21 protein-coding genes are annotated in these 22,541 nt (G+C 61.2%); 11 read left to right on the top strand and 10 right to left on the bottom strand.

Features of this window, described 5'->3' with window-relative positions:
* The 3 genes from Q0K02_RS04060 to Q0K02_RS04050 all read right to left on the bottom strand — a co-directional run.
* The coding region (locus Q0K02_RS04060) for a histidinol dehydrogenase (protein ID WP_294485307.1) at nt 1-344 on the bottom strand (344 nt) is incomplete at its 3' end.
* 112 nt (nt 345-456) lie between these two features.
* The gene (glmU, locus tag Q0K02_RS04055) at nt 457-1,845 is read right to left on the bottom strand and encodes a bifunctional UDP-N-acetylglucosamine diphosphorylase/glucosamine-1-phosphate N-acetyltransferase GlmU (RefSeq protein ID WP_294485306.1); all 1,389 of its coding nucleotides are present in this window, start codon (nt 1,843-1,845) and stop codon (nt 457-459) included.
* 1 nt (nt 1,846) lies between these two features.
* A complete protein-coding gene (locus Q0K02_RS04050; protein ID WP_294485305.1) occupies nt 1,847-2,056 on the bottom strand; it encodes a DUF2065 domain-containing protein in 210 nt (69 codons plus the stop codon).
* Nucleotides 2,057-2,231: 175 nt separating this feature from the next.
* Between Q0K02_RS04050 and Q0K02_RS04045 the strand changes: the two genes are divergently transcribed.
* Both Q0K02_RS04045 and Q0K02_RS04040 read left to right on the top strand, forming a co-directional pair.
* Entirely contained in the window at nt 2,232-3,197 is a 966-nt protein-coding gene (locus Q0K02_RS04045) for a polyprenyl synthetase family protein (RefSeq protein WP_294485304.1), read from the top strand.
* A gap of 12 nt (nt 3,198-3,209) precedes the next feature.
* Entirely contained in the window at nt 3,210-4,259 is a 1,050-nt protein-coding gene (locus tag Q0K02_RS04040; protein ID WP_294485303.1) for a DHH family phosphoesterase, read from the top strand.
* Between the two features lie 572 nt (nt 4,260-4,831).
* Here the strand turns inward: Q0K02_RS04040 and Q0K02_RS04035 are convergent.
* Nucleotides 4,832-5,713, bottom strand: coding sequence for a LysR family transcriptional regulator (locus tag Q0K02_RS04035; protein WP_294485302.1), 882 nt, complete (start codon nt 5,711-5,713; stop codon nt 4,832-4,834).
* 96 nt (nt 5,714-5,809) lie between these two features.
* On the opposite strand from Q0K02_RS04035, the gene Q0K02_RS04030 reads away from it, so the two are divergent.
* From Q0K02_RS04030 to Q0K02_RS04010, 5 genes are all read left to right on the top strand, one after another.
* Nucleotides 5,810-6,376: a chromate transporter gene (locus Q0K02_RS04030; protein ID WP_294485301.1), complete on the top strand. Its 567-nt coding sequence runs from the start codon at nt 5,810-5,812 to the stop codon at nt 6,374-6,376.
* Nucleotides 6,373-6,933, top strand: coding sequence for a chromate transporter (locus Q0K02_RS04025; protein WP_294485299.1), 561 nt, complete (start codon nt 6,373-6,375; stop codon nt 6,931-6,933). Before Q0K02_RS04030 ends, Q0K02_RS04025 begins: the two co-directional genes overlap by 4 nt.
* 328 nt (nt 6,934-7,261) lie before the next feature.
* Complete coding sequence (locus Q0K02_RS04020) at nt 7,262-7,951, top strand: 4Fe-4S dicluster domain-containing protein (RefSeq protein WP_294485298.1); 690 nt, start codon at nt 7,262-7,264, stop codon at nt 7,949-7,951.
* Nucleotides 7,948-8,715 (top strand): protein-ADP-ribose hydrolase, encoded by a 768-nt coding sequence (locus tag Q0K02_RS04015; RefSeq protein ID WP_294485297.1) that lies wholly within the window; start codon nt 7,948-7,950, stop codon nt 8,713-8,715. The genes Q0K02_RS04020 and Q0K02_RS04015 overlap by 4 nt, the downstream gene beginning before the upstream one ends.
* Nucleotides 8,666-9,538: a hypothetical protein gene (locus Q0K02_RS04010; protein ID WP_294485294.1), complete on the top strand. Its 873-nt coding sequence runs from the start codon at nt 8,666-8,668 to the stop codon at nt 9,536-9,538. The genes Q0K02_RS04015 and Q0K02_RS04010 overlap by 50 nt, the downstream gene beginning before the upstream one ends.
* A 292-nt stretch (nt 9,539-9,830) precedes the next feature.
* Here the strand turns inward: Q0K02_RS04010 and Q0K02_RS04005 are convergent, their stop codons facing one another.
* The gene (locus Q0K02_RS04005) at nt 9,831-10,118 is read right to left on the bottom strand and encodes a chorismate mutase (protein ID WP_294485293.1); all 288 of its coding nucleotides are present in this window, start codon (nt 10,116-10,118) and stop codon (nt 9,831-9,833) included.
* 288 nt (nt 10,119-10,406) lie between these two features.
* Here Q0K02_RS04005 and Q0K02_RS04000 point away from each other — a divergent pair, with 288 nt between their 5' ends.
* The 3 genes from Q0K02_RS04000 to Q0K02_RS03990 all read left to right on the top strand — a co-directional run bounded on the left by Q0K02_RS04000 (nt 10,407) and on the right by Q0K02_RS03990 (nt 15,332).
* Complete coding sequence (locus Q0K02_RS04000) at nt 10,407-11,078, top strand: hypothetical protein (protein WP_294485291.1); 672 nt, start codon at nt 10,407-10,409, stop codon at nt 11,076-11,078.
* A gap of 480 nt (nt 11,079-11,558) precedes the next feature.
* Nucleotides 11,559-13,397: a glutamine--fructose-6-phosphate transaminase (isomerizing) gene (gene glmS / locus Q0K02_RS03995; RefSeq protein WP_294485288.1), complete on the top strand. Its 1,839-nt coding sequence runs from the start codon at nt 11,559-11,561 to the stop codon at nt 13,395-13,397.
* A 120-nt stretch (nt 13,398-13,517) separates the two neighbouring features.
* Complete coding sequence (locus Q0K02_RS03990; RefSeq protein WP_294485287.1) at nt 13,518-15,332, top strand: ABC transporter transmembrane domain-containing protein; 1,815 nt, start codon at nt 13,518-13,520, stop codon at nt 15,330-15,332.
* A gap of 474 nt (nt 15,333-15,806) precedes the next feature.
* On the opposite strand, the gene Q0K02_RS03985 is transcribed toward Q0K02_RS03990, so the two are convergent.
* Together Q0K02_RS03985 and Q0K02_RS03980 are read right to left on the bottom strand one after the other, a co-directional pair.
* Nucleotides 15,807-16,802, bottom strand: a complete 996-nt coding sequence (locus Q0K02_RS03985) for a GGDEF domain-containing protein (protein ID WP_294485286.1) — start codon at nt 16,800-16,802, stop codon at nt 15,807-15,809.
* Nucleotides 16,799-17,404 (bottom strand): hypothetical protein, encoded by a 606-nt coding sequence (locus Q0K02_RS03980; RefSeq protein WP_294485284.1) that lies wholly within the window; start codon nt 17,402-17,404, stop codon nt 16,799-16,801. Before Q0K02_RS03980 ends, Q0K02_RS03985 begins: the two co-directional genes overlap by 4 nt.
* 934 nt (nt 17,405-18,338) lie before the next feature.
* Here Q0K02_RS03980 and Q0K02_RS03975 point away from each other — a divergent pair.
* Nucleotides 18,339-18,827, top strand: coding sequence for a helix-turn-helix domain-containing protein (locus Q0K02_RS03975; RefSeq protein ID WP_294485283.1), 489 nt, complete (start codon nt 18,339-18,341; stop codon nt 18,825-18,827).
* Nucleotides 18,828-18,992: 165 nt separating this feature from the next.
* On the opposite strand, the gene Q0K02_RS03970 is transcribed toward Q0K02_RS03975, so the two are convergent.
* The 3 genes from Q0K02_RS03970 to Q0K02_RS03960 form a co-directional block, all read right to left on the bottom strand.
* The gene (locus tag Q0K02_RS03970) at nt 18,993-19,241 is read right to left on the bottom strand and encodes a transcription factor (protein ID WP_294485281.1); all 249 of its coding nucleotides are present in this window, start codon (nt 19,239-19,241) and stop codon (nt 18,993-18,995) included.
* A 72-nt stretch (nt 19,242-19,313) separates the two neighbouring features.
* Nucleotides 19,314-20,456 carry a hypothetical protein gene (locus Q0K02_RS03965; RefSeq protein ID WP_294485280.1) on the bottom strand — a complete coding sequence of 381 codons (1,143 nt, stop codon included), beginning with the start codon at nt 20,454-20,456 and terminating at the stop codon, nt 19,314-19,316.
* A 577-nt stretch (nt 20,457-21,033) separates the two neighbouring features.
* On the bottom strand, nt 21,034-21,945 hold the full coding sequence (locus Q0K02_RS03960) for a WYL domain-containing protein (RefSeq protein ID WP_294485279.1): 912 nt from the start codon (nt 21,943-21,945) through the stop codon (nt 21,034-21,036).
* Nucleotides 21,946-22,541: the final 596 nt, after the last annotated feature.

The raw sequence follows: 22,541 nt of genomic DNA, 5'->3' as shown, positions 1-22,541 counted from the left end.
ATGAACCAGGATTTGTCCTTCTGGGCCTCGTGGAAGGTGCGGATGTGCGAGGCGGCTTCCACGATGACGCTGCGTTCTTCGCCGGAAATGGAAGCCGCGGCGCGGGCGAGTTCTTCCTGCGGAACGGCGAGGGGCGGTTCAATGTCGGGAGCGTCGAACTGGCGGGTGCGCTCGATGAGCGCCTGATCGCCGCGTTCGCGCACGTCCGCTAGAATGGCGCGCACCTGATTTTCCACGTCCTGCCCGTTGCCGTCGGCGGGATTGCCGCGTTCGGCCAGACGGCGGAACAGTTCGGCGGCTTCCGCGTCAGTGGGCGACTTGATGTTCAATATACGACAAGACATTGATGACTCCTTGCTGTTGGAAGCATGCGGCGGGCCGGAGCGGCGTCGCGTTGCAAAGAATGGAGATTCCGGGGGCAATAGTCAAGTTTTGCGCCGCGTCTTGCGCGCCGCGTCACTTTCTGCGTTCCTTGATGACCTGTCTGCCCCGGCCGAGGGCGAGCTTTCCGGCGGGCACGTCTTCCACGATGACGGAGCCCGCGCCGACGAGGGCGTTGTCGCCCACGGTCACGGGGGCCACGAGCGCCGTGTTGCTGCCGATGAAGCAGCCTTCGCCTATCACGGTGCGGAACTTGTTTTTTCCGTCGTAGTTGCAGGTGATGGTGCCCGCGCCGAAGTTCACGCCCGGGCCGACTTCGGCGTCGCCGAGGTAGGTGAGGTGATTGGCTTTCGAGCCCTTGCCGAGGCGGGTTTTCTTGAGTTCCACGAAGTTGCCCACGTGGGCGTTTTCATCGACGAAGGCCTGCGGACGCAGCCTTGCGTAGGGGCCGATGAGCGCGCCGCTTTTCACTTCCGCCTTTTCGATGTGGCAGAATTCGCGGATCTCCGTGCCGCCGTCGATGCGGGCGTCGCGCAGCACGCAGTGCGAGAGAATGCGCGCGCCGCTCTTGATTTCGCTGTCGCCGTAGATTTCGCAGGGGCCGAAGATTTCCACGCCCTTTTCCACGCGGGAGAGCGGGCTCACGCGCACGAGCGAGGGAGCGTGCAGCACCACGCCCGAGGCAAGCAGTTCGTCGGCGCGGCGCTTGGTGAGAATTTCTTCGGCCGCGGCGAGTTCCACGGGCGTGTTCACGCCGAGCAGGGCCGTTTTTTCGCAGCCCGCGCCCTCGGCGCGGATGCCGCGCACGTCCATGCCTTCGGCGAGGCCCAGCGCGACAAGATCGGTAATGTAATATTCCCCGCCTCGGTTGTCGCAGGTGAGGCGCGGCAGCAGACGGCGCGCCGCGGGCAGAGAAAAGAGGTAGATGCCCGTATTCACTTCATGCGCGTCTTCGAGCGGGCCGTAGAGGGCGGGGTCGAAGTCCCTGGCCTCCACGATGGCGCTCACCTTTCCCTCGCGGCGCACCACGCGGCCGTAGGCGGCGGCGTCTTCGAGTTCGAGGCTCAGAAAGGCCGCGTCCGCGCCTTCCGCGGCGTCGAGAAAGTGATTGAGCACCTCGGGGGTGACAAGGGGCGCGTCGCCGTTCACCACGAGCACGCAGCCGTCGCCGCCGAGCCCGGGCATGGCGGTCATGAGGGCGTGGCCCGTGCCGAGCTGCTTTTCCTGCCGGATGCAGGAGGAGGCTATGCCCAGCCTTTCGGCCGTGCGTGCGGCCTCGGCGGAAACCATGTCGGCCTCGTTGCCCACCAGGGTGAGAATGCGGCCCACGCGGGGCATGGCCGCCAGCGTGGACGTGACCAGCGCAAGCATGGTTTCGCCAAGAAGCGTCTGGAGCACCTTGGGCCTGGGGGAGGGCATGCGCGTGCCCTTGCCGGCCGCGAGAATGAGGGCGTCGATATTCATGTCAGTCTCCACGGAGAAAACGGCCCGCGGCGCACACGGCAACACCGAGAACCATGAGGAAAATGCCTCCCCTGCGCAGCGTCTCTTCAGGCAGCGAGAGCATTTCGAGAAGCGTCTGACGCGTTTTGCCGGGCGAAATGAGCCAGGGCAGCGCTTCGAGAACGCAGGCCAGGCCGAGCGCGGTGAGGAAGAGGGAAAAATTGAAATTCATCGGGGCAGTATCCTAGGTATCGGCCGACTTGTAAAGAGGGTTTTTGCCTTCTCAAGCCGTGCGGCGCCGGGCTTTGCGGGAACAGCAGGACGAAAATGCTTGCGAAGAATGAAAAATGCGTTCAAAACGTAGGGAAAGATTCTCCGCGACGCCCGCAGGGCAAAGGTCTGAATTTATGATAACGTTTGTGTCCGTGCTGAAATACGAGCAGGTGAAGGTCAACGCCGCTCTGGAAAGGGAACTTGCCGCCATGCCCGCGCCCCTGCGCGATATTGTTGGACATGTGCTTCTTGCGGGCGGCAAGCGCCTGCGTCCGCTCATGACGCTCGCCTCGGCGCGCCTGTTCGGCGCGGAAGGCGACGGCCTCTACGACGTGGCCGTGATTCCGGAAATGATTCACGTCGCCACGCTGCTGCACGACGACGTGCTCGACGGCGCATCCTCGCGCCGGGGCCGGGTTTCGGCGCACGTGCTCTACGACGTTCCGCGGGCCATTCTCGCGGGCGACGCGCTGCTCGCCGCGGCGAGTCACAAGACCTCGTCGTTCGGCAGGCCCGAGCTTCTCACCTGCGTGTCGGAATCGGTGCTCATGACCGCCGCGGGCGAAACGCATGAAATTGCGCTTCAGCATTCGCTCTCGCACAGCCACGCGGAATACGTGGACGTCGTGGCCGGAAAGACGGGCTGGCTCATCCGCGGCTCGTGCCGTCTGGGCGCGCTGTACGCCAAGGCGTCCCCTGCGGAGGTGGACGCCATTTCCGACTACGGCCTCAATCTCGGCATCGCCTTCCAGATGGTGGACGACGCCCTCGATTTCGCCGACGAATCGGAAACCGGCAAGCCCACCGCCGGAGATCTGGAAGAGGGCAAGTTCACGCCGCCCATCATGAAATATCTGGAGTTTCTGCCCCGCTGCGACAGAGAGGGATTCTGCGAGAAGTTCCGCAACGGCACATTCACCCTTGAGGACAGGGCGCGCATCGCCGCGGACATCCGCCGCCTCGGCTTCGACGCCGAATCCCGCGCCATGGCCGACGAATACCTCGACAAGGCGGAACGCTGTCTCGACGGACTGCCGCAGCGCTTCGAGCAGAAGCTCTTTCGGGAAGCACTGGAATTCGTGCGCAACCGAAAATCGTAGGAGCAGAAGATTATGGCTTATTTCCGCGTACTTTCCGCGCAGCTTGCGCAGCTTCAGGCTCTGCTTGTCAGGGAAGAGTCGTGGGCCATACTCATCACCGCCGACCCCGACGCTCTTGCCAGCGCCATGGCCCTTCAGCGCATCATACGCTCAAAAGTGAAGAGCGTGACCATCGCCCGAACCAACGAAATCACCCGGCCGGACAATCTGGCCATGATCCGGTATCTGAACATTCCGGTGGTGAAGTGGCGTCCTTCCATGCGCAGGAAGTTCCAGCGCTTCGCCCTGGTCGATTCGCAGGCGCATCACAATCCGGCGTTCGCGGATCTGGAGTTCTCCGTGGTCATCGATCATCATCCCAAGGCCGCGGAACCCTGTTCCGCGCCGTTTCAGGACATCCGTCCCGACTACGGCTCCGTGAGCACCATGATGACCGAATACCTCTATTCCGCAGGCATTCGCCCCGCAAGGCTGCTGGCCACCGCGCTGCAATACGGCATCCGCACCGACACCGCCACCTTCGGCCGAGGCTGCACCGACGTGGATCTGCGCGCCTATCATTATCTGAGCCGCTTCGGCGACGCCAACCTCATGAACCGCATCCTGCGCAGCGAATACATGCCCGAATGGCTTCCGTACTTCTCGCGCGCCTTTGAAACGCTGCGCCCCTGCGGACGCGGCAGCTACGTGTGGCTCGGCAAGGTGGAAAGTTCGGACATTCTCGTGGTTGTTGCCGATTTCTTCCTCAAGGTTCACGGCCTGCGCTGGGTGGCCGTGTGCGGCGTGAGCGCCGGGCGGGTCATCGTTGTGTTCCGCGGCGGCTACGGCAAAATGGATCTCGGCGCCGTGGCGTCGTGCGTGTTCACCGGTGTGGGCGGTGGCGGCGGTCACAAGACCATGGCCAGAGCCGAGGCTGCGCTTGTCGATCTTCCCGGCGAAGCCCGCAGCGGCCTTGAGGAGTACGTGTTCCAGCTCATTTACTCCGCCGCGGAAAAACGCCGCAGAAGCATGTTCAGCCACCCGAAAAAGGTCGAAACGGAACCCGCGACACAGGACAAATGACGCCCGGTTGGGCGCTGCGGCCCGTTTGCACAAGACACGCTGTACGGACTGCGAAACTTGTACGACGGCGGCTGCGTTTAACGCCGGAAGTGAATTCCGGCTACTTGCCTGCCGTCGGCGCGACCGTCTGAAGACAGGTCGCTGGCCCCGGAGCGTTGAGAGAATATTTTTCGGTCTGCATCGTCAGCTCTCGACGTTTCTTCCCCTAAAAAAACATCTGGAAATCCTTTCCTTTGACACGACTGTCCGGCGCAGGCCGGACAGGAGTCGGCCGCCGCAGGTGGGCGCAGCAGCGCACACCTGCACTGAGTCCGCAGCCCGAACAGCGCCCGCCGAGCACACCACCCCTTGCAGCCGTCGTCTTTCCGAACGCCCCGCCCTTTGCCTCGGGCATAATCTTCCCGTTCACCATGTCCTGCCGAACCGGCGAAGCCGGGAGGCGGAATCAGGGGGGCGCGGGGGGCTTGTCCCGACTTTGTCGGGGAATTATTTCCCCCGCATGCCTTTCCTTTCTTCCTGCCTTTCCGGGGTTCGGGGCAGCGCCCCGAGGCTCTTTCCTGATCCTCTTCCTCTCAATCCCTGTTTTGTCCGTCGAGGCAGAGTTCCATGAATGCCTGGAGGGGCGGGGTGAGGTATTTGCTTTTGTGTCGGATGATGATGAAGTTTCGTTCGAGGGCGGGCTGGAGGGAGAAGGGGCTGATGCGGCCGGTCTGGACGCTGGGGGCGACGAGCAGTTCGGAGAGCACGGCGACGCCGAGGCCTGCGGCCACGCCGCTGATGATGGCCTGGTTGCTGACGCTTTCCCAGAGGGGGCGGACGGAGAGCTGATCGAGGGCGAAGCAGGCGTCGAGGATTTCGCGGCTGCCGCTTCCTTTTTCTCTCAGCAGCAGGGGGAATCGGGCGAGTTCCGGCAGGGTGACGCCGGCGCGACCGGCGAGGGGGTGACCGGGCGGAGCGATGCCGCAGAGGCGGTCCTTTCTGAACGGGGTGCTGTGGATGTCCGGGTGTTCGGGATTGTTTTCGATGAGTCCCACGTCAATGGCGTTGTCCACGGCGAAGCGTTCTATGGTGGCGGAATTGTTGATGACGACTTCGGCGCGGATATCGGGAAAGCGCTGTTTGCAGCGATCGAGCAGGGCGGGGAGCACATGGGTTCCCACGGTGATGCTTGCGCCTATGCGCAAGGTTCCGGCGCTGTTCCAGTCGGCCATGTGGTGTTCCATGTCGCGGAACAGAGAAACGATGTGCAGCGCGTAGCCGTAGAAGCTTCTGCCGCATTCGGTGGGAACGATTTTTCGTCCTGTGCGTTCAAACAGGCGCACGCCGTAGTGTTCTTCCAGTTCATGCACGGCGAGGCTTATGGACGGCTGCGCCACGTGAAGAATATGCGCCGCCCTCGTGATGCCTCCGGCCTGAAACACCGTCACGAAAATATGCAGATGTCGGAGTGTCATGGCGATACATAATTAAACGGTTATGGATTTCATCAGATAATACTATTTTACTTCTTAATCAATCCGATTCATGGTTGCTGCGCAAAGGAGCACGACATGGCACGGCAACGCGGACTTTTATGGAAGCTGTTTCTTTCCACGCTGGAACTGAGCGCGTTCACCTTCGGGGGCGGCTACGTCATCGTATCTCTCATGAAGAAGACGTTTGTGGACAAGTTTCACTGGATAGAGAACGATGAAATGCTGGATCTTGTGGCCATAGCGGAAACGGCGCCCGGTTCCATAGCCATCAGCGGGGCCATCGTGGTGGGCTACAAGCTGGCCGGACTTCTGGGCATGTTCATCACGGTGGTGGCCACCACGATTCCGCCGCTGGTCATCATATCGCTGATTGCGCTGGGCTATCGTGCCGTCGGCGACAACGAACTCGTGAAGCGGCTGCTTCTGGGCATGCAGGCCGGCGTGGGAGCCGTGATTTTCGCCGTGGTGTGGGACATGGCGAAAGGATACGTGAAAAAGCGCGACCTGACGGCCATGCTCGTCATGGCGGGGGCGTTTGTTGCGGCGGTGTGCCTTCGCATCAACGTGATTTATGTGGTCCTGGCGTGCATCGGCGTGGGGCTCGTACACGCCCTGCGCCTCATGAGGAGCAGAAAACAATGATGTACTGGGATATTTTTTTCTGTTTTCTCAAGATAGGCGCGTTCAGCTTCGGAGGCGGATACGCGGCCCTGCCGCTCATTCAGGGCGAGGTGGTGGGAAACTACGGATGGCTGTCCATGCGTGAGTTCACCGATCTCGTCACCATATCGCAAATGACGCCCGGCTCCATCGCGGTCAACGCGGCCACCTTCGTGGGCACGCGCCTGGCAGGGCTGCCCGGAGCCGTCATCGCTACCGCGGGCTGCGTGCTCCCGGCCTGCTTCATCGTCACCCTGGTGGCGAAAATGTACCTGAAATACAGGGACATGACCCTGCTTCAAGGCGTGTTCGACATCCTGCGCCCGGCCGTGGTGGCCCTTATCGCCGCCTCCGGCGTGGATATCCTCATGTCGGCCTTCTGGAATCATGAGGCGATTTTCGCGCTCGGGGACGTCAATCTGCGTCTTGCGGGCATCTTTGTCTTCAGCCTTGTTCTGCTCCTGAAATTTCGGATGAATCCCATTCTCGTCATGCTGCTGGCGGGCGTCATCGAGGTGGGCGCGTGCCTTATGGAGTGACGCTGGCCATTGCAGAACGCGCGGGGCGCATCGCCTGCGGCCGCAGGGCCGGTTGCAAAAACGGGGCGGCTTCGTGCGCTTTTTCCGGCCGGGGCGTCGCCTTGTCTGCGCATCTCGTTCCCATGAGCGGCGGGACCCTTTTCCCTGCGTCCGACGCCGGTCTTTGGGGGAGGCGGGCGTTTGCGCAGCATGTCGTTTTCCCCTTTACAGAAAGGTTTGGATGATATATTTTGATATCGAATAATATCGACGGCGTTTTGCCGCACGTCTCTGTTGCCGGTTCGTGAACGGGACGCCGGGGCGGAGGCGCGGCGCAGGGAGGAAGAGCATGACCATACGGGAGATTTACGAACGGTTCGACCGCATAGGAAGCTGCGTGTTCGCCACGGTGAACGGCGACGAGCCGGCAACGCGCATTGCCCATTTTCTGGCGTGCGACGACGAGGGACTGTACTTCATGACCATGACCACGAAGCCGTTTTACCGTCAGCTCAAGGAAACGGGCAAGGTGTCTGTGTGCGGCATGTCGGCCTCGTCTCTGGTGACCATGCGGGACGACCGCTCGCTGGAGATGGCTCCGGGGTATTTCATCCGCGTGACGGGCGACGTGCGGGAAGTGAGCATGGAGGAGATAAAGGCGAAGAACGATCCGGCGTTCAGCTACGGCATAGAGGATCAGCAGCGCTACCCGGCCATGACGACCTTTGTGCTGTACCGGGCGAAAGGCGAGATATTCGACTATGATTTCGACATGAAATTCAGGGATCACAAGCTGGAGCGGGAGCGCTTTTCCTTTGGCGGACATCCCGTGGAAAAGGCCGGACTCCGCATTACGGAAGCGTGCGCGGGCTGCGGCATGTGCGAGCGCGTGTGTACGTTCAAGGCCGTGCATCGGGAAGGAGACAGGTATGTCATCGACGGTTCGCGCTGCGACGAGTGCGGCGACTGCTGGATTCATTGTCCCGCCCATGCCGTGCAGCACAAGGGACTTGCCGACGAGGCGGGGAAAAGGGCGTGACGCAGGGCGAGCGCAGAACATGGCTTATTGAGGCCCTGCTCAGGGAACGGGGCGAGGCGGCCGCAGCGCCTGCGGGCGAAGCGTCGCAGAAAAGGCTGCTTCGGGCGCTTTTCAACGTACGGCCTCCCGTGCCCGCATCGCGGGAGTTCTTGAGCGTGCAGGACGCCTATCTGCAGGAGGAGCTGCGCGCGCGGGGCGTGACGCCCGAAAAGGACGTGCCGTTCATGCGCGGGCGTCTCTCGCTCTGGCAGGGCGACATTACCACGCTCGGCTGCGACGCCATAGTGAACGCGGCCAACAGCGCCATGCTGGGCTGCTTCTGCCCGAATCACGGATGCATCGACAACGCCATACATACCTTTGCGGGCGTTCAGCTTCGTCTTGCCTGTGCTCGCATCATGAAGGAGCAGGGGCATGAGGAGAAGACCGGCGGCGCAAAAATCACGCCGGGCTTCAACCTTCCGTGCCGCTTCGTCATCCACACGGTGGGACCGGTGGCGCGCGGGCCGCTCACGGCCGGGGACAGGGCGGCCCTGGCCTCGTGCTACGCTTCCTGTCTCGACCTTGCGGCGAAAAACGGCGTCGCCAGCCTGGCCTTCTGCTGCATCTCCACGGGAGAGTTCCATTTTCCGCCGCAGCAGGCCGCGGAAACGGCCGTGGAAACCGTAACGGAACGCCTTGCCTCCCTTCCGTCCATACAAAAGGTGATATTCAATGTGTTCAAGGATTCCGACGCACAAATATACCGACGTCTGCTTCAGTGACGCCGAACGACTCGCGCGGGCGCTGGCCGAGGCCGACGCCGTGCTCGTAGGCGCGGGAGCCGGACTTTCCGACTCGGCGGGACTGACCTATTCCGGCGAGCGCTTCCACCGGCTTTTCGGCGACTTTGCCGATGCCTGCGGCATAACGGACATGTACTCCGGCGGGTTCTACCGCTTTCCCACGCCCGAGGAACACTGGGCCTGGTGGAGCCGCCATATCTGGTACAACCGCTACGAGCCCGGCCCCATGCCGCTGTACCGGCGGCTTCTGAAGCTCGTGCAGGGGCGGGACTATTTCGTGCTCACGTCCAACGTGGACCATCAGTTTCAGCTCGCAGGCTTCGACAAGTCGCGGCTTTTCTACATGCAGGGCGACTACGGCCTCTGGCAGTGCGCCACCCCCTGCCACGAAAGCACCTACGACAATGAATCCGTCGTCAGACTCATGATGGAACAGCAGAAAAATATGCGCGTCCCCTCCGAACTCGTGCCCCGCTGCCCCCGCTGCGGCAGACTCATGACCATGAACCTGCGCTGTGACGACTCCTTCGTGCAGGACGAAGGCTGGTTCGCCGCCAATGAACGCTACCGGAAATTCCTGAAGGAGCACGAACACTGCCGCCTCGTCTGCCTCGAACTCGGCGTGGGCTACAATACCCCCGGCATCATCAAGTTCCCCTTCTGGCAGCTGACCCGGAAAAGCAGCCTCGTCACCTACGCCGCCATGAACGGCGCCCCCCCCTGCGTCCCCTCGGAAATCGCCGACCGCTCCGTCTGGCTCAAAGGCGATATTGCGGAATCCCTCTCCCTCCTTGGATATTGAGAAAGGCAGGAAAGGCATCGGGGGGAATAATTCCCCCTGCGCCCCCTTGGTTCTTTCAGCTTTTTGACAACGCTCGGGGGAACGCGGGCGAGGTGAGGAGCCCGCGCCGACGTCCGCCAGTAGCCGCGATTCACCCGCGGCGTAAAGCGCAGCGGGCGTCGTGCAAGTCCCGCAGGTCGTACAGCGTGTCCAGGGCAGACGGGCGTGGGCGGTACTCGGGAGAAGTGTAATTTGCAATCTTCAATCAAAAGGTTCTCTCCCTTCCCCCGCCTAACCTCTTCTTCCTCTCATCTCACCAGCCTACGCGGGTGCAGGAGAAGATCATTTGCCAGATATTGCCGATATGGGCGCTGCGCATGGGGCAGTCGGAGTCTTCGTTGAGTTTTTTCAGGCGGTCGATGGTTTGCTGTTCTCTGTCGTGGCTGAACACTTCCACGGGCATGCCGTAGCGGTGTTCGTCGGTCATGATGCGGCGGCTCAGGTTGAAGCGTCGGCGCACGAGGGTGAGCATTTCGTCGTCAATGGCGTCAATTTCGGCTCTCAGTTTTTCTATGGCCGCTTCCGATCTGGGGTCTGCCATGCGTAGCCTCGCAGGTATGGGGCGCGTTGGTGTGGTCTTCTTCGTGCGGGGCGCGCCGTTTGCCGCTTTGCGGGAAGAAGGCCGAATTTCGGGGGAGCGCGTTGAGCGTTCCCCATAAGCTGGGAATGCTCTTGCCGGGCGTCGGTGTCAAGGGCGGGGCTTTTGCCGCGGGCAAAATTTTTCCCCGTCTCGCCCCATTGCCGAGAACGGGCAAAAAGCGTATCTCTTTCAGGACATTTCCGCTCCGGCTACGGAGATCGGGATATTTCACCACAGGAGATGACAATAATGAACAGAAACATAGTTTCCGCTCTTGCCCTTGTGTCCATGCTGGCGCTGCTCGGCGGCTGCAACGAAGAAGCCAAGCCCCAGAAGCCCGTTCCGCAGTTCGGCGTGGTGCAGATTTCCAAGCTGTATCAGGATACGAAGCTCGGCAAGCAGGGCATAGCCCGCGTCGGCGAACTGGAAAACAAGGCCATGGCCGTGCTGACCGAACTGCAGCAGAAGGTCGAAAAGGCGCAGAAGGACAAGAACGAGGCCGAAGTGCAGCGTTTGCAGAAGCAGCTGCAGAGCCGCGTCTATTTCCTGCAGAACGTCATCAAGCAGGATCAGGAACACGTGATGAACGTGATGCAGACCGAAATGAAGAAAGCCTTTGAAAAGTGCCAGACCGAGCGCGGTCTGTTTGGTCTGTTCAGCGACGAAGTCATGCCTTCCTACGCCCCCGAAGTGGATATGACGGAAGCCGTGAAGGCCATTCTCGACGCCGATCCCGCCACCTTCGGCGAGCTTCCTTCTCTGGAAAAGCCCGCGCTGCCCGAACCCGGCAACGCCACCGCTCCCGCCGACAAGGCTTCCGCCGATTCCGCCAAGGCTGCGGCTCCCAAGGCTGCCGCGCCTGCCGACAAGGCCGCTCCCAAGGCCGCGGCTCCTGCTGAAAAGGCTCCCGCCGCGAAGTAGCGTTTTTTCCGCGTCATGACAAAGACCCGTTCTTTTCGGAGAGCGGGTCTTTTTTTCTGCCGGACGGGCGACGTTCCGGGAGAAGGGCGGGGCGGGGCGTTGCGGGGCGCGGACAAGGCCGGGAGCCGTGATGCTGTTCGGTGCAGTGATGAATCTTTGGGGGGAGTGGGAAAAGCGGGCGCAGAGAGAGGCGCTCGCGGGAATGCGGCGGAATACTGCTTCGCGGAAAAAGCGCAGCAGGGGCAAGGCGCAAAAGCAGGGCAAAGGAACAGGCGCGGCGCAGGCAGGGAGAAAAAGCTGTCTGCGGCTGCGGCAAAGGAGCGGAGCGGCACGCATCGGCCCGGAAGACGGAATGCGTGGAGAAACCTCCCGGGAATATCTTTCAACATACTGAAATGTATTGTCTTCACTCGGCACTTGCCCCCCGGGCCTTCCCCTAGTATAAGGACGATATATTTTCCCTGAAACAGGAGTCCTCATATGTGCGGAATCATTGGCTACAGCGGGCATCGTCCTGCCGTTCCCCTTCTGGTGGAGGGGCTGCATCGTCTGGAATACCGGGGCTACGATTCTTCCGGCGTGGCCTTCGAGCAGGCGGGCCGCCTCCATGTGGTGAAGGCGGCGGGCAAGCTGGCGGCCTTGGAGGCCAAGCTGGAAAACAACGCCTATCTTCTGGCCACCTCCGGCATCGGCCACACGCGCTGGGCCACGCACGGCCTGCCCGTGGAGAAGAATGCCCATCCGCATCTCTCGCAGGATGGAGACATCGCCATCATCCATAACGGCATCATTGAGAACTTTCAGGAAATCAAGGACGAACTGTCCGCCAGGGGACACACCTTCCTTTCCGACACCGACACCGAAGTGCTGGCGCATCTCATCGGCGAGGAGCGCAAGAGCGCGCCGAGTCTGTGCGAGGCCTTTGCCCGCGCGCTGCGCCGCGCGCACGGAGCCTACGCCGTGGTCATGATGGGCGTGGAGGAGCCGGGCGTCATTTACGCCGCGCGCATGGCCGCGCCGCTGCTCATGGGCGTGGGCGTGGGCGAATGCTTCGTGGCTTCCGACATTCCGGCCTTCCTGCCCTACACCCGCGAAGTGGTGTTTCTGGAAGACGGCGAAGTGGCCCGCATCGAGGGCGCGAAGTGGCAGGTGTTTTCGCTGGCCGATCTTTCGCCCGTGAAAAAGAGCGTGAGCCATGTGCCGTGGGATATGCAGGCTGCGGCCAAGGGCGGCTACAAGCACTTCATGCTCAAGGAAATCATGGAGCAGCCGCGCGTGATCACCGACTGCCTCACCGGTCGCGTGAGCGAAGGGAGCGACGGCGAGCTTTCCGTGCATCTTCAGGAGCTCGACGACATCCCCGTGCCCGCGCGTCTGCACATTGTGGCCTGCGGCACGTCGTACAACGCGGGCCTCTGGGGGCAGCAGCTTCTGGAAAACGTGGGCGGCATTCCCACGGATCTCGACATCGCCTCGGAGTTCCGTTACCGCGATCCCATTCTGCTGCCGGGCGAAGCGGTGATGGTCATCAGCCAGTCCGGCGAAACGGCGGACACGCTGGCCGCGCTGCGTCTTGCCAAAGAAAAGGGCTGCCGGGTGATCGGTCTTTGCAACGTGGTGGGCTCGTCCATTGCGCGCGAGGCGGACGTGGTGCTCTACACGCAGGCCGGGCCTGAAATCAGCGTGGCGTCCACCAAGGCCATGTGCAGTCAGATGGTGCTGCTGGCGCTCATGGCGCTCTATTACGGACAGCGCCGCACGCCGGCCGTGTTCGACAGGGAACTGCTTGCCGCGCTGCACGCGCTGCCGGAAAAGCTTTCGGCCGCGCTTCCGGCCATGCAGGAGCGGGCCGGACAGCTTGCCCTGCGCTTTGCCTCTTCGCGCAGCTTCTTCTATCTCGGCCGCGGCCAGTGCCACGCGCTCGCGCTGGAAGGCGCGCTCAAGCTCAAGGAGCTTTCCTACATTCACGCCGAAGGCTACGCCGCGGGCGAAATGAAGCACGGCCCCATTGCGCTCATTGATCCGCAGTTCCCCACCTTTGCGCTCGCGCTCGACAACGCGCTCTTTCCCAAGGTGAAGTCCAACATTCAGGAAGTGCTGGCGAGACAGGGCAGAGTCATCGCTCTCGTGCAGGAGAAAAACGGAAAGGTTCCGGATCTTTCCGTGGAAGAGCTGTGGGTGCTGCCTGCGGCGCATCCGGTGATTTCCTGCTTCTTCGCGCTGCCTGCGCTCCAGCTTTTCAGCTATCAGATGGCGGACTACCTCGGCAAGGACGTGGATCAGCCGCGCAACCTCGCCAAAAGCGTGACCGTGGAATAGCCCTGGAGAGATTTCTTGCCATGGCGGCCCATAGGGGCTACCATGGCCTTTCCACATCCTGTGCCGCGCGCAATTTCGGCGCGACGGCTTTCCCTGAACCCGCCTCAACGGAAGTTGTCTATGAAAAAAATTGACGTCAGGCAGATGATGGAGAAAAACCAGTTCGCCAGGAACTACAAGCGCATGTGGCCGTTCATCAAGCCTTTCTGGCCCATGGCGCTGCTTTCTCTGCTCATCTGCGTGCCCGTCGGCAGTCTCGATGCCGTCATTGCTCTCTTTCTCAAGCCCTATACCGACGTGGTCGTGGTGGGCAAGAGCATGGAATCGCCGTGGTACATTCCCATTCTCATCGTGGGCTTCACCACGGTGCAGGGCCTGCTGAACTTCGGCGGCGCGTATCTCAACGCGTGGGTGGGCGGCAAGCTCACTCTGGGGCTCAAGGCGAAACTCTACGAAAAGCTCGTGGAAATCGAGCCTTCCTACTTCGACAAGACCACCTCCGGCGAGGTGCTCTTCCGCTTCAATTCCGACGCCGAACTCGCCTGTTCCGGTCTGCTCGGCAACCTGAAGAGCTTCATTACCAGAATCTGCTCTTCCATCGCGCTCATCGGCGTGCTGCTTTACAACTCGTGGCAGCTTTCCATTCTGGCCATCGTGATTCTCGTGGTGGCCGTGGCTCCGCTCACCAAGGTGAAAAAGCTGCTCACCTCGCTGGTTTCGCGCAACAACAGCTGCATGTTCCAGCTCAACACCACCTATAACGAAACCTTTTCCGGCAACCGCACCATCGCGGCCTACAACCTTCAGGAACGTCAGAGAAAGCGCTTCAACGGCCTGCTCGACGACGTGTTCACCCTTACCGTGGCCATGACGCGCCGCACCGCGTGGATCACGCCGTTCATGCATTTCGTCATTTCCATCGGCCTCGGCCTCGCCATCGCGCTCGGCAGCTGGCTCATCGTGCAGGGCACCATTTCGGCCGGCAACTTCGTGTCGTTCATCACCGCGCTGCTCATGCTCTATACGCCGCTCAAGAACATTACCAACGTGGCGGTTTCGGTGCAGCAGTCGTTTCTGGCCATCGACCGCGTGTTCCAGATTCTGGAACGTCCCAGAACGCTCAAGGAAAAGGAACATCCCGTGTCGCTGCCTGCCGTGAAGCGCAACGTCACCTTCGAGCACGTGTGCTTCTCCTACACCAAGGGCGTGGAAGTGCTGCACGACATCAATCTCGACGTGCGCGTGGGTGAAATGCTGGCGCTTGTGGGCAATTCCGGCGGCGGCAAGAGCACGCTCGTGAGCCTGCTGCCCCGCTTCTACGACGTGACCGGCGGCAGCATCAAGATAGACGGCGTGGACATCCGCGACTTCGGCCTCAACGATCTGCGTCAGCACATTGCCGTGGTGTTTCAGGACAACTTCCTTTTCGACGGCACCATCAAGGACAACATTCTGCTCGGCAATCCCTCGGCCACGGATGAAGACGTGCAGCGCGCCCTGCAGTGCGCCTGCCTTTCCGAGTTCATCGACTCGCTGGAAAAGGGCGTGGACACCTACATCGGCGAACGCGGTATTCTGCTTTCCGGCGGCCAGAAGCAGCGCGTGGCCATTGCCCGCGCCTTCGTCAAGAATGCGCCCATCGTCATTCTCGACGAAGCCACGTCCGCGCTGGACAACAAGTCGGAAGAAATCGTGCAGCGCGCCATCGACAACCTCATGCGCGACAAGACCGTGTTCGTCATTGCGCATCGTCTGTCCACGGTGAAGAACGCCAACCGCATTGCCGTCATTCACGAAGGCCATCTTGCGGAACTCGGCACGCACGAGGAACTCATGGCCATTCCGGGCGGTCAGTACCGCACGCTGTACAACATGCAGTTCAAGGCTCCCATTCATCATGGCGAGGTTGAGGAAAAGGCGGAAGAAGTCGCCTAGCCTGCGGCTGCAACGTGATTATGGAAAAGGCGGCGTGCTTCACGCCGCCTTTTTTGCACTCTGAGGCGGAAGTATGGCAGGCGTCGGGAGACGCATGGCCGGTTCTTTCGCTGCGTGAACATTTCAATGGCCGGACGGAACGCGCGAGGCAATGTTCTGAGAGTCCCTTGCCGTGACATTCCCTCGCTGTTCGAGGAAAATGTCCCACATTCTCACGCTGAATGTTCCTGCATGCTTCGGGAGAACGCGGACTGCGCCGACGCCTGACCGCCCACGCTGCTTGATGGCACGCAGCCTGAAGGGAATGGCTGCCGGGGAGGGGACAGGGCCCTCGCATCATTGCCGTGCGGCGTATCGAACACGCGCTTCATGCGGCGGGCCGGGCCCGGCAGAGGCGCGCGACATGCTCCGGCGGAAGCCGCGGATGCGCCGCCTCCCCGGAGCCGGTCGTCTTCGGCGCGGCAGGCGTTTGGTTCAGCGCTGCCTGCGGTTGTTTTCCGAGCGGGCGTAGAATTCGCGCTTGGCCAGATACATGTTTTTGTCGGCCTCGTTGAGCTGTTCGTCGATGTTGCCGTGTTCCGAGCGCCAGGAAACGCCGTGGGCCACGGAAATGTCGTCGTTGTGCATGGCCTGGGCCGTGGCCTGCACCAGGCTGTGAAAGACGTCACTGTCGGATTCGGTGTCGATGACGACGAACTCGTCGCCGCCGATGCGGTAGGCCTTTTTGTCGAAGTGGCGCAGCAGATGTTCGGCCGTGCGCCGGATGAGCGCGTCGCCGGCCTGATGACCGTGCAGATCGTTGGTTTTCTTCAGACCGTTGAGGTCGAAGTAGGCAATGCCGAGCCTTCCGCAGTCCCTGCCGTGCAGGCTTTCGCATACCTGATTGAATTTGTTTCTGTTGTGCAGGCCGGTGGAGAGGTCTTCCACGTACATGTGAACGATGAAGGCGTGCTGTTCCTCGATTTGTTTTTTCTGCAGGGCGATTTGTTCCTGGAAGTAGCGACGGGATTCGAGCGACATTTTTTCCGGGAATCCGACGTCGCCTTCATCCATTTCGTCGTAGGGATTGGAGAGGTGCAGATGACAGCATCGGGGGCCCTTTTCGCTCCAGCGGAACACGGTGCTGATGCGCTGATGCACGCGCAGATACGTTTCGGACGCGGGCGACGTGGACACCCACAACGTTCCGGAGCAGATGAAGATTTCCGGCATGGGCTGAATGACGTCGTAATGTTCGTCGGCAATATTGCAATGGGGGACTTTGCCCGCAAAGGAGCGCAGCGTGCTGGCCACCACGTCGGGATCGGCCGAGTATTCGTGTTCCGCCGTGCCTACCCAGCTGAACACGTCGTCGAGGTGGGCGAGCAGAAGTTCCGTGCTGTTTTCGCCGTAGTGCTTGTGCAGAAAAAGACTGGTCAGTTCCATGACCTGTCTTTTTTTCTCTTCGTCCGTGAAAGAGGCGTGTTTCATCGAAAGGCCCCTGAATTTTTTATGTTGTTGAAACAAAAGATATTTTTAAAAAGTATGTTATACTGATCCCGTATATGCAACAACAGCATGATAATGAGAGTTCGCTGTTTCCTTATCATGTTGAACGCGGGAAAATCAACTGTTTTCGGATGAGGCGAAAAAGAAGCGTCGGCGTTTTGGCGGACTGTTGCATGCATGGCGACGGAAAAAGAATGATTGTGGAAGTATTTTTTCAATGATGATGCGATGATAACGGCAACGGCGCGTCGCGAAAGCAGGCGGTGGAGCCGCATGATGCGGCGCGGATCGGAGCAGAGTGCGGCGCGTGATGGCAAGTCGGAGAGCGGCGTTTCGACCGGGCGGGCGTTGAACGGGCGGCCTTTTTGCGGAAAGGGAACAGCGAGATCTCTCTTGCGGATATCTGCGGCGGCCTGTGCGGGGGAGACGGCCCGGAGGACGAAGGCGCGGGCGGCTGCGGAGCGAGGGGCGGAAAAGTTGCGGAAGCGTGCGACCTCGACGCGGCGAGGTCGGAGAGGCCGTTGATGGGAAAAAATGTCGTCGAAGCGGGGGCGCGGGCGGGGCTGCTGGAGAGCGCGCAGCAAACACTGCGGAAGCGGGGGCAGGAATGAGCGCCGCAACCGTGGCGGACGCGGGTGCGGAAAAGGACGCGGAAGGACGAGCGGACAAGGGCGCGGAGCGGCGCAAAAGCGTGAGCGCGGCGATGGGCGCGGGCAAGGCGGAGCGAGTCGCGCGGCCCGGCTGCGGAACAGGGGCGTTTCGATGCCGGAAGGGCGCGGCGAAGGTGAGGAAGGAGGCGGAAGAGGGATGCTCCGGAACGAAGCCGGGCGAGCGGCGAAGAGCAGAAGGTTGCGCAGAGGGCAGAGCAGAAAAGAGCGGCTGGGAATGCGGGGAGCTTTCGGATAGGGAGACGCGGCGGGCGCGGACAGACGGGCGTTGTGAAAAGCGCCGTGCCGTTGCCGTCCGAACTGTGGTCCGAGGTCATGCTGCCCGCCTGCGGGCGCGTCAAGGCTCCGAGGCGGCTGTTTTTTCCGCTGCAAAAACTGCGGAGAGGGCGCAAAAAGCCGCCGGTTAAAGCATGCGATGGGCGGAGCTTCCCTGCGGACGCAAGAGACGTTTGTGCGGATTTCGCGCAAACGATGACCGACGCGTTTTTCCGAGAAGATTCTCAGAGCGACGCTTGAAGACAGCAAGGGAAAACAAAACCGTATCTATCTGTCTTTATTACTAAAAATGGTTATTATGGAAACCTTGCAGCGCCATTGTTTTTGCCAAATCTCATGGGATTTGGACGTTGATATTCCCACACGTAGCGGTTAAAGTCGAAATGTCAATACGATCAGTAAACGCCCGTAAATCTGTTTTTAGAATATTTTTCTGTTCAAGTAAAGCAGAATTATAGGGCAAAACTTAAAATTTTGTCCAACGTCTTGTTTTCATGCTTTTTGCAGCCGTTTAAGGCCCCATGCAGGATAAAGTTTAAAACAGGATGTTGGCTGTCAGAACGTTGTTTGTCCTATGAACACTCTTGGAGAACGCATAAAACTGGCGCGGGGCGGCATTTCGCAGGAGGCGTTTGCCCGGATTCTCAGCATCAGCAAAGGAGCTTTGGGCTTTTATGAGCGGAACGAAAATCTGCCCAACGTGGACGTCATACTAAAAATCTGTTCAAAGACCGGCGTGGGGCTGGAATGGCTTCTCATGGGCAGGGGGCCCATGCGTCCGGGCTGCGCGACGGAGGGTGTGCAGGGATCGCAGGCGGAGGAGTCCGGAGCGCCGGAGTCTGCCGCGTCGTGCGAACGCTGCGCCAGAATGGAAAACCGGCTGGATCGTCTGGAGGACGAACGCCGGGAACTCTCGGTGGAGAATCGTCGTTTATGGAAGGAAAACGCGGAGTTGCGCGAGCGTTGCGCGCGCTTTGAAGAACGCGAGAAACAGGAGGGCGTGCCGGCGTTTCTTGAGAAGGCAAAGAGAATGCGTTCCGGCGACAGAACGGAAAACGGCTGACGCAAAAGAGGCCCCTGGAAGAGGGACGTGTTTTTTGCGGCATCCGCTGATGCCGGAGGAGGCTGCATAGGCGGCGGCGAGGCGGAAAAAGGAGCCGTCCGGCGGGACGGCCCCTTCCGATGTTGAGATGAGCGCGCCGGGGAAAGAACTCCGGCGTCTGCGGCGTCAGCGGCTCATGACCATGCCCTGCGCTTCAAGGTCGTTGTAGAGCATGTTCAGGGACTGCCTCAGCGCAAAGGGACTGATGGTCTTGTTTTCCAGGTTGGCCAGAAGGTCGATGTTGTGACCCTTGGCGAACGAGGCGAGGTTGGGGCTTTTGTTGCCGTCGGCGTCTTCAAAGTGCCAGGCGTTCACGGTTTTGCCGTCAAAGTCGTCGATCACGATGCGGAAGTAGTTTTCGGGGCCAGCAAACACGTTGCTGGCGCTGTCGAGAACAATCTCGTCGGTGTTTTCGAGAATGATCTCGTTCAGCTCGCTGCAGGAAGCTCAGGTGTCGGGGCGAACCGTGAAACGCGGATCGCCCGGCCACTGCTGCGGGTTTTTGATGGCGAAAATGCCGCTGAACATGTCGAGACGCACCTTGCCGTCGGCAGTGAGCGCGCCTTCAGGATGGAGCATGGCCACCTGCACGCGCACCTTGCCGTCTTCGGAAGCCATCTGCCACTTTGCCCGTTCGGCGGGGCTGGAGGGCAGGAAGTCAAGGGCGTGCTTGTCGCGCATATTCTTGAATTCCTTCACGGTTTCCTTGCCGTTCTGCGTGAGGGCCACCTTGGCGGAATCCTTGCCCACGGCGAGAATCTTTACGGTGGCGCTGCCCACCTTCACGCTGTCCCCGGCCTTGTAGGCGCCGGAAACGCGGGGTTCGGAGGTGAGCCATATTTCCGTGAGGCTGGGCGTGGCGAATTCCTTGACTTCCACTTCGGAGGGGCTGGTTCTGCCCACGATGAGGTAGGACTTGCCGCTGGGATAGATGGACGCGCCGAAGTAGCTCTTGTGCTGCACGGGTTCCCCGGTGGCGGCGGTGACGGGATGCCGTCCCTCGCTCAGGCCGAGACCGTGGAATTTGCCGGAATTCACGTCCACCAGCGTGGGATCGACGGCCACCTGGAAGTTGGTGCCGTAGAAGTTGCCGGAAGACTTCATGATGCGCAGGCTGGAATAGCCCGCGCTGTTGCCGTAGGGATGCGAGCTGCCGCTCACGAACTGCAGGGCGCGGGAGCCGTCGGGCAGCAGATTGATGGAGTCGCCCTTTTTCATGACGCGGTTTTTCAGCACGAGGTATTCAAAGGCCTCGTCCACTTCGGAATAGCGCTTGCCGAGCAGCATGACTTCAATGTTGGTCATGGTGCCTATGCTGGCAATGCGCGAGCTGTAGTACAGGCCCGCCGGAGGAATGACGATTTTGCCGTCGCGGATGAAGCTCTTGCGGATGACCACGCCCTCGCTGATGCGGCGCTGACCGAGATAGAGATCGAGGTCGGCGGCCTTGAAGCCGGGAACCTTGGCAATGATGGCCGCATTGCGGGCCGGGGCCTGCATGAGCGCCGATTCGGAAGCCGCCGGGGCGACCGAAGGCAGCAGCAGGGCGAGCGCCACGCCGGCGCTCGTGAGCCACAGGTGTCTGTTCATGACATCTCCTTGCGTGTGTCCGGAACGCTTCCGCGAAGACCATTTCTCCCCGGAATGATTCCGATTTTTCGTAGAGGAACGAACATGTTCCTGCGCGAGTATAAAATGTCGACAAAAAAATCACAAGACGTTTTCCGAAAAAATTTTTCGGCGTCGGCAGGGCGACGGGGAGGGCTTCGGGGAGGGCTTCGGGGAGGGCTTCGGGGAGGCTGCCCGACGCGTCGTGGGGAAATTCGCCTGACGGGCTCCGAGGGCGCTTGAGGGGCATGTGCCGGAAGGGGGCTGTTTCAGCGTCTGTGCAGGCCGTATTCCTCGCTCATGGACGACGCGAAGAAAGGCGACGGAACGGCTCACGAAGGTGAATTTGACGGCTGCCTCTATTCAGCAGGAACGTGCCGCCGGAGGCGTGGCGGACGACGGAAAAATAGGTTGCGGCGGCGATGCGCGCCGGAACAAGGCGCGCCGCGAAAGAGTGTCGGATGACGAAGGGCTTTTTCGAGAGGGCTTTTTGCCCGGCATCCGAGCTCTTCGGAGAGAGAGACGGCGCAAAGGCCGGGGCTTTTTCGGCAAAAGAGGGCTATTCGGAGCCGGAAGGCGGGCAGGGGGCGGGTTCGCCGCATTCCATGACTTCGGCCTCGTCGCCGAACACGCGGGCCCAGCGCACCACTTCCTGCGGATCCGACACGCGCACGGTGAACAGAATTTCTTCCGGGCCGGTCTGTTCCATGTTTCGGCTCTCCCGCCACACCTTTTCCCGGATGTAGTGGGAGGCCTGACCGGTGAAGCGGATGGTCACCGGGTATCCGTTGTCGTCGGCGTCGGCGGGGGCGGGCTGCTGATGGCGGAAGCCGTCGTCGGCATCGGCGGGCCAGAACAGGCGCATGCCGGTGTCTTCGACCTTGCGGATGCGGCTCACGCGGAAGCCCTGCCATTGAAAGGGCGATTCGTCCACGGTGCGGGCGTAGAGGTACAGCGCGCGCTGACGCAGGTACAGATGCCGGGGATCGATTTCCCGCCAGCGGGCGTCCCAGGCGCTGCTTGCGGCGTACAGAATGCGGATTCTCCGGCCCTGACTCACGGCTTCCAGCAGCAGGGAAAGCGTTTCCGGCGGTCGATGGTTCTTCCAGCGGGGAAAGCTGCGGTCGAAGGTGGAGAGCATCTGTTCCCGAAAGGGCGCGGGCATGCCGCCCGCCAGCTTGCGTCCGGCGTCCACGGCGAGGGCGGCGAGCATGCCGTCGCCGGTGAGACAGAGCTGTTCGAGCGCCAGCATGAGAATGAGCCGGTTGGAGAGGCTCAGGTCGATGTTCGGCACGAGAGCGTCTTCCAGAATGCGGAAGCCGTTCTTCTTGCTGTAGCTGAAGCGGAATCCGGCTTCGGCAAGGGCGGCCTTGTCCTTGTAGAACTGACTTCTGCCGATGCCGAGCTCGGCCTGGAGCGCGCTCAGGGTTCGATGCGGATCCTGGCGGATGGCCTGCACGATGCGCAGCAAACGGGAAATCCGGGAGCCGCTTTCCCCCGAAGGGGCGGCGTGAGCGAGCTCGGAGGGTGGATGAGAAGACATCGACAGGAAACTCCAGAAAAATTTTCCGGGCGGAAGCGCCCGCCGGGGACGGGCGGACGTTGCGCCCGGCTGTCGGAAGGCCTGAAAGACGCCGGACGTTCGAGCCCCTGACCACGAACGTTTTTCCGATGCTCTTTCCGGAGAGACGCCGACAACGCCGCTCCGACGCGGCTTCGATCCTTTGCGGACGTCCGCAAAGGTCCGGCGCAAAGCCGGAGCGCGGGAGAGAATTTTTTAATGAAAGATATGTTCTATTGGACATCCGAAATTGCAGGGAAAGTCAAAGAGATTCTCATAATCAATCCACAGCAGTGTGGCCCGGAACCGCAGATTTTTGCAGTCGGGGAACGACGGAGGCGGGCAGGAGCCGGAAAAGGAGCGTGTTTTGCGCCCGGAGGGTGGCGAACGCGGCTTTTTTGTGTGCGCCGGAAGTGTTCAAGGGGGGATGCGCCGGGCGGCGGACGTTTCGGGGCGTTGATCGGCGGGGTTTCGGCGGGGATTTCGGGCGGCGTTTTGATTCGGGC

This window comes from uncultured Mailhella sp., assembly GCF_944324995.1.
Lineage (GTDB): Bacteria > Desulfobacterota > Desulfovibrionia > Desulfovibrionales > Desulfovibrionaceae > Mailhella.
This window is presented reverse-complemented; position numbering and strand designations above follow the sequence as displayed.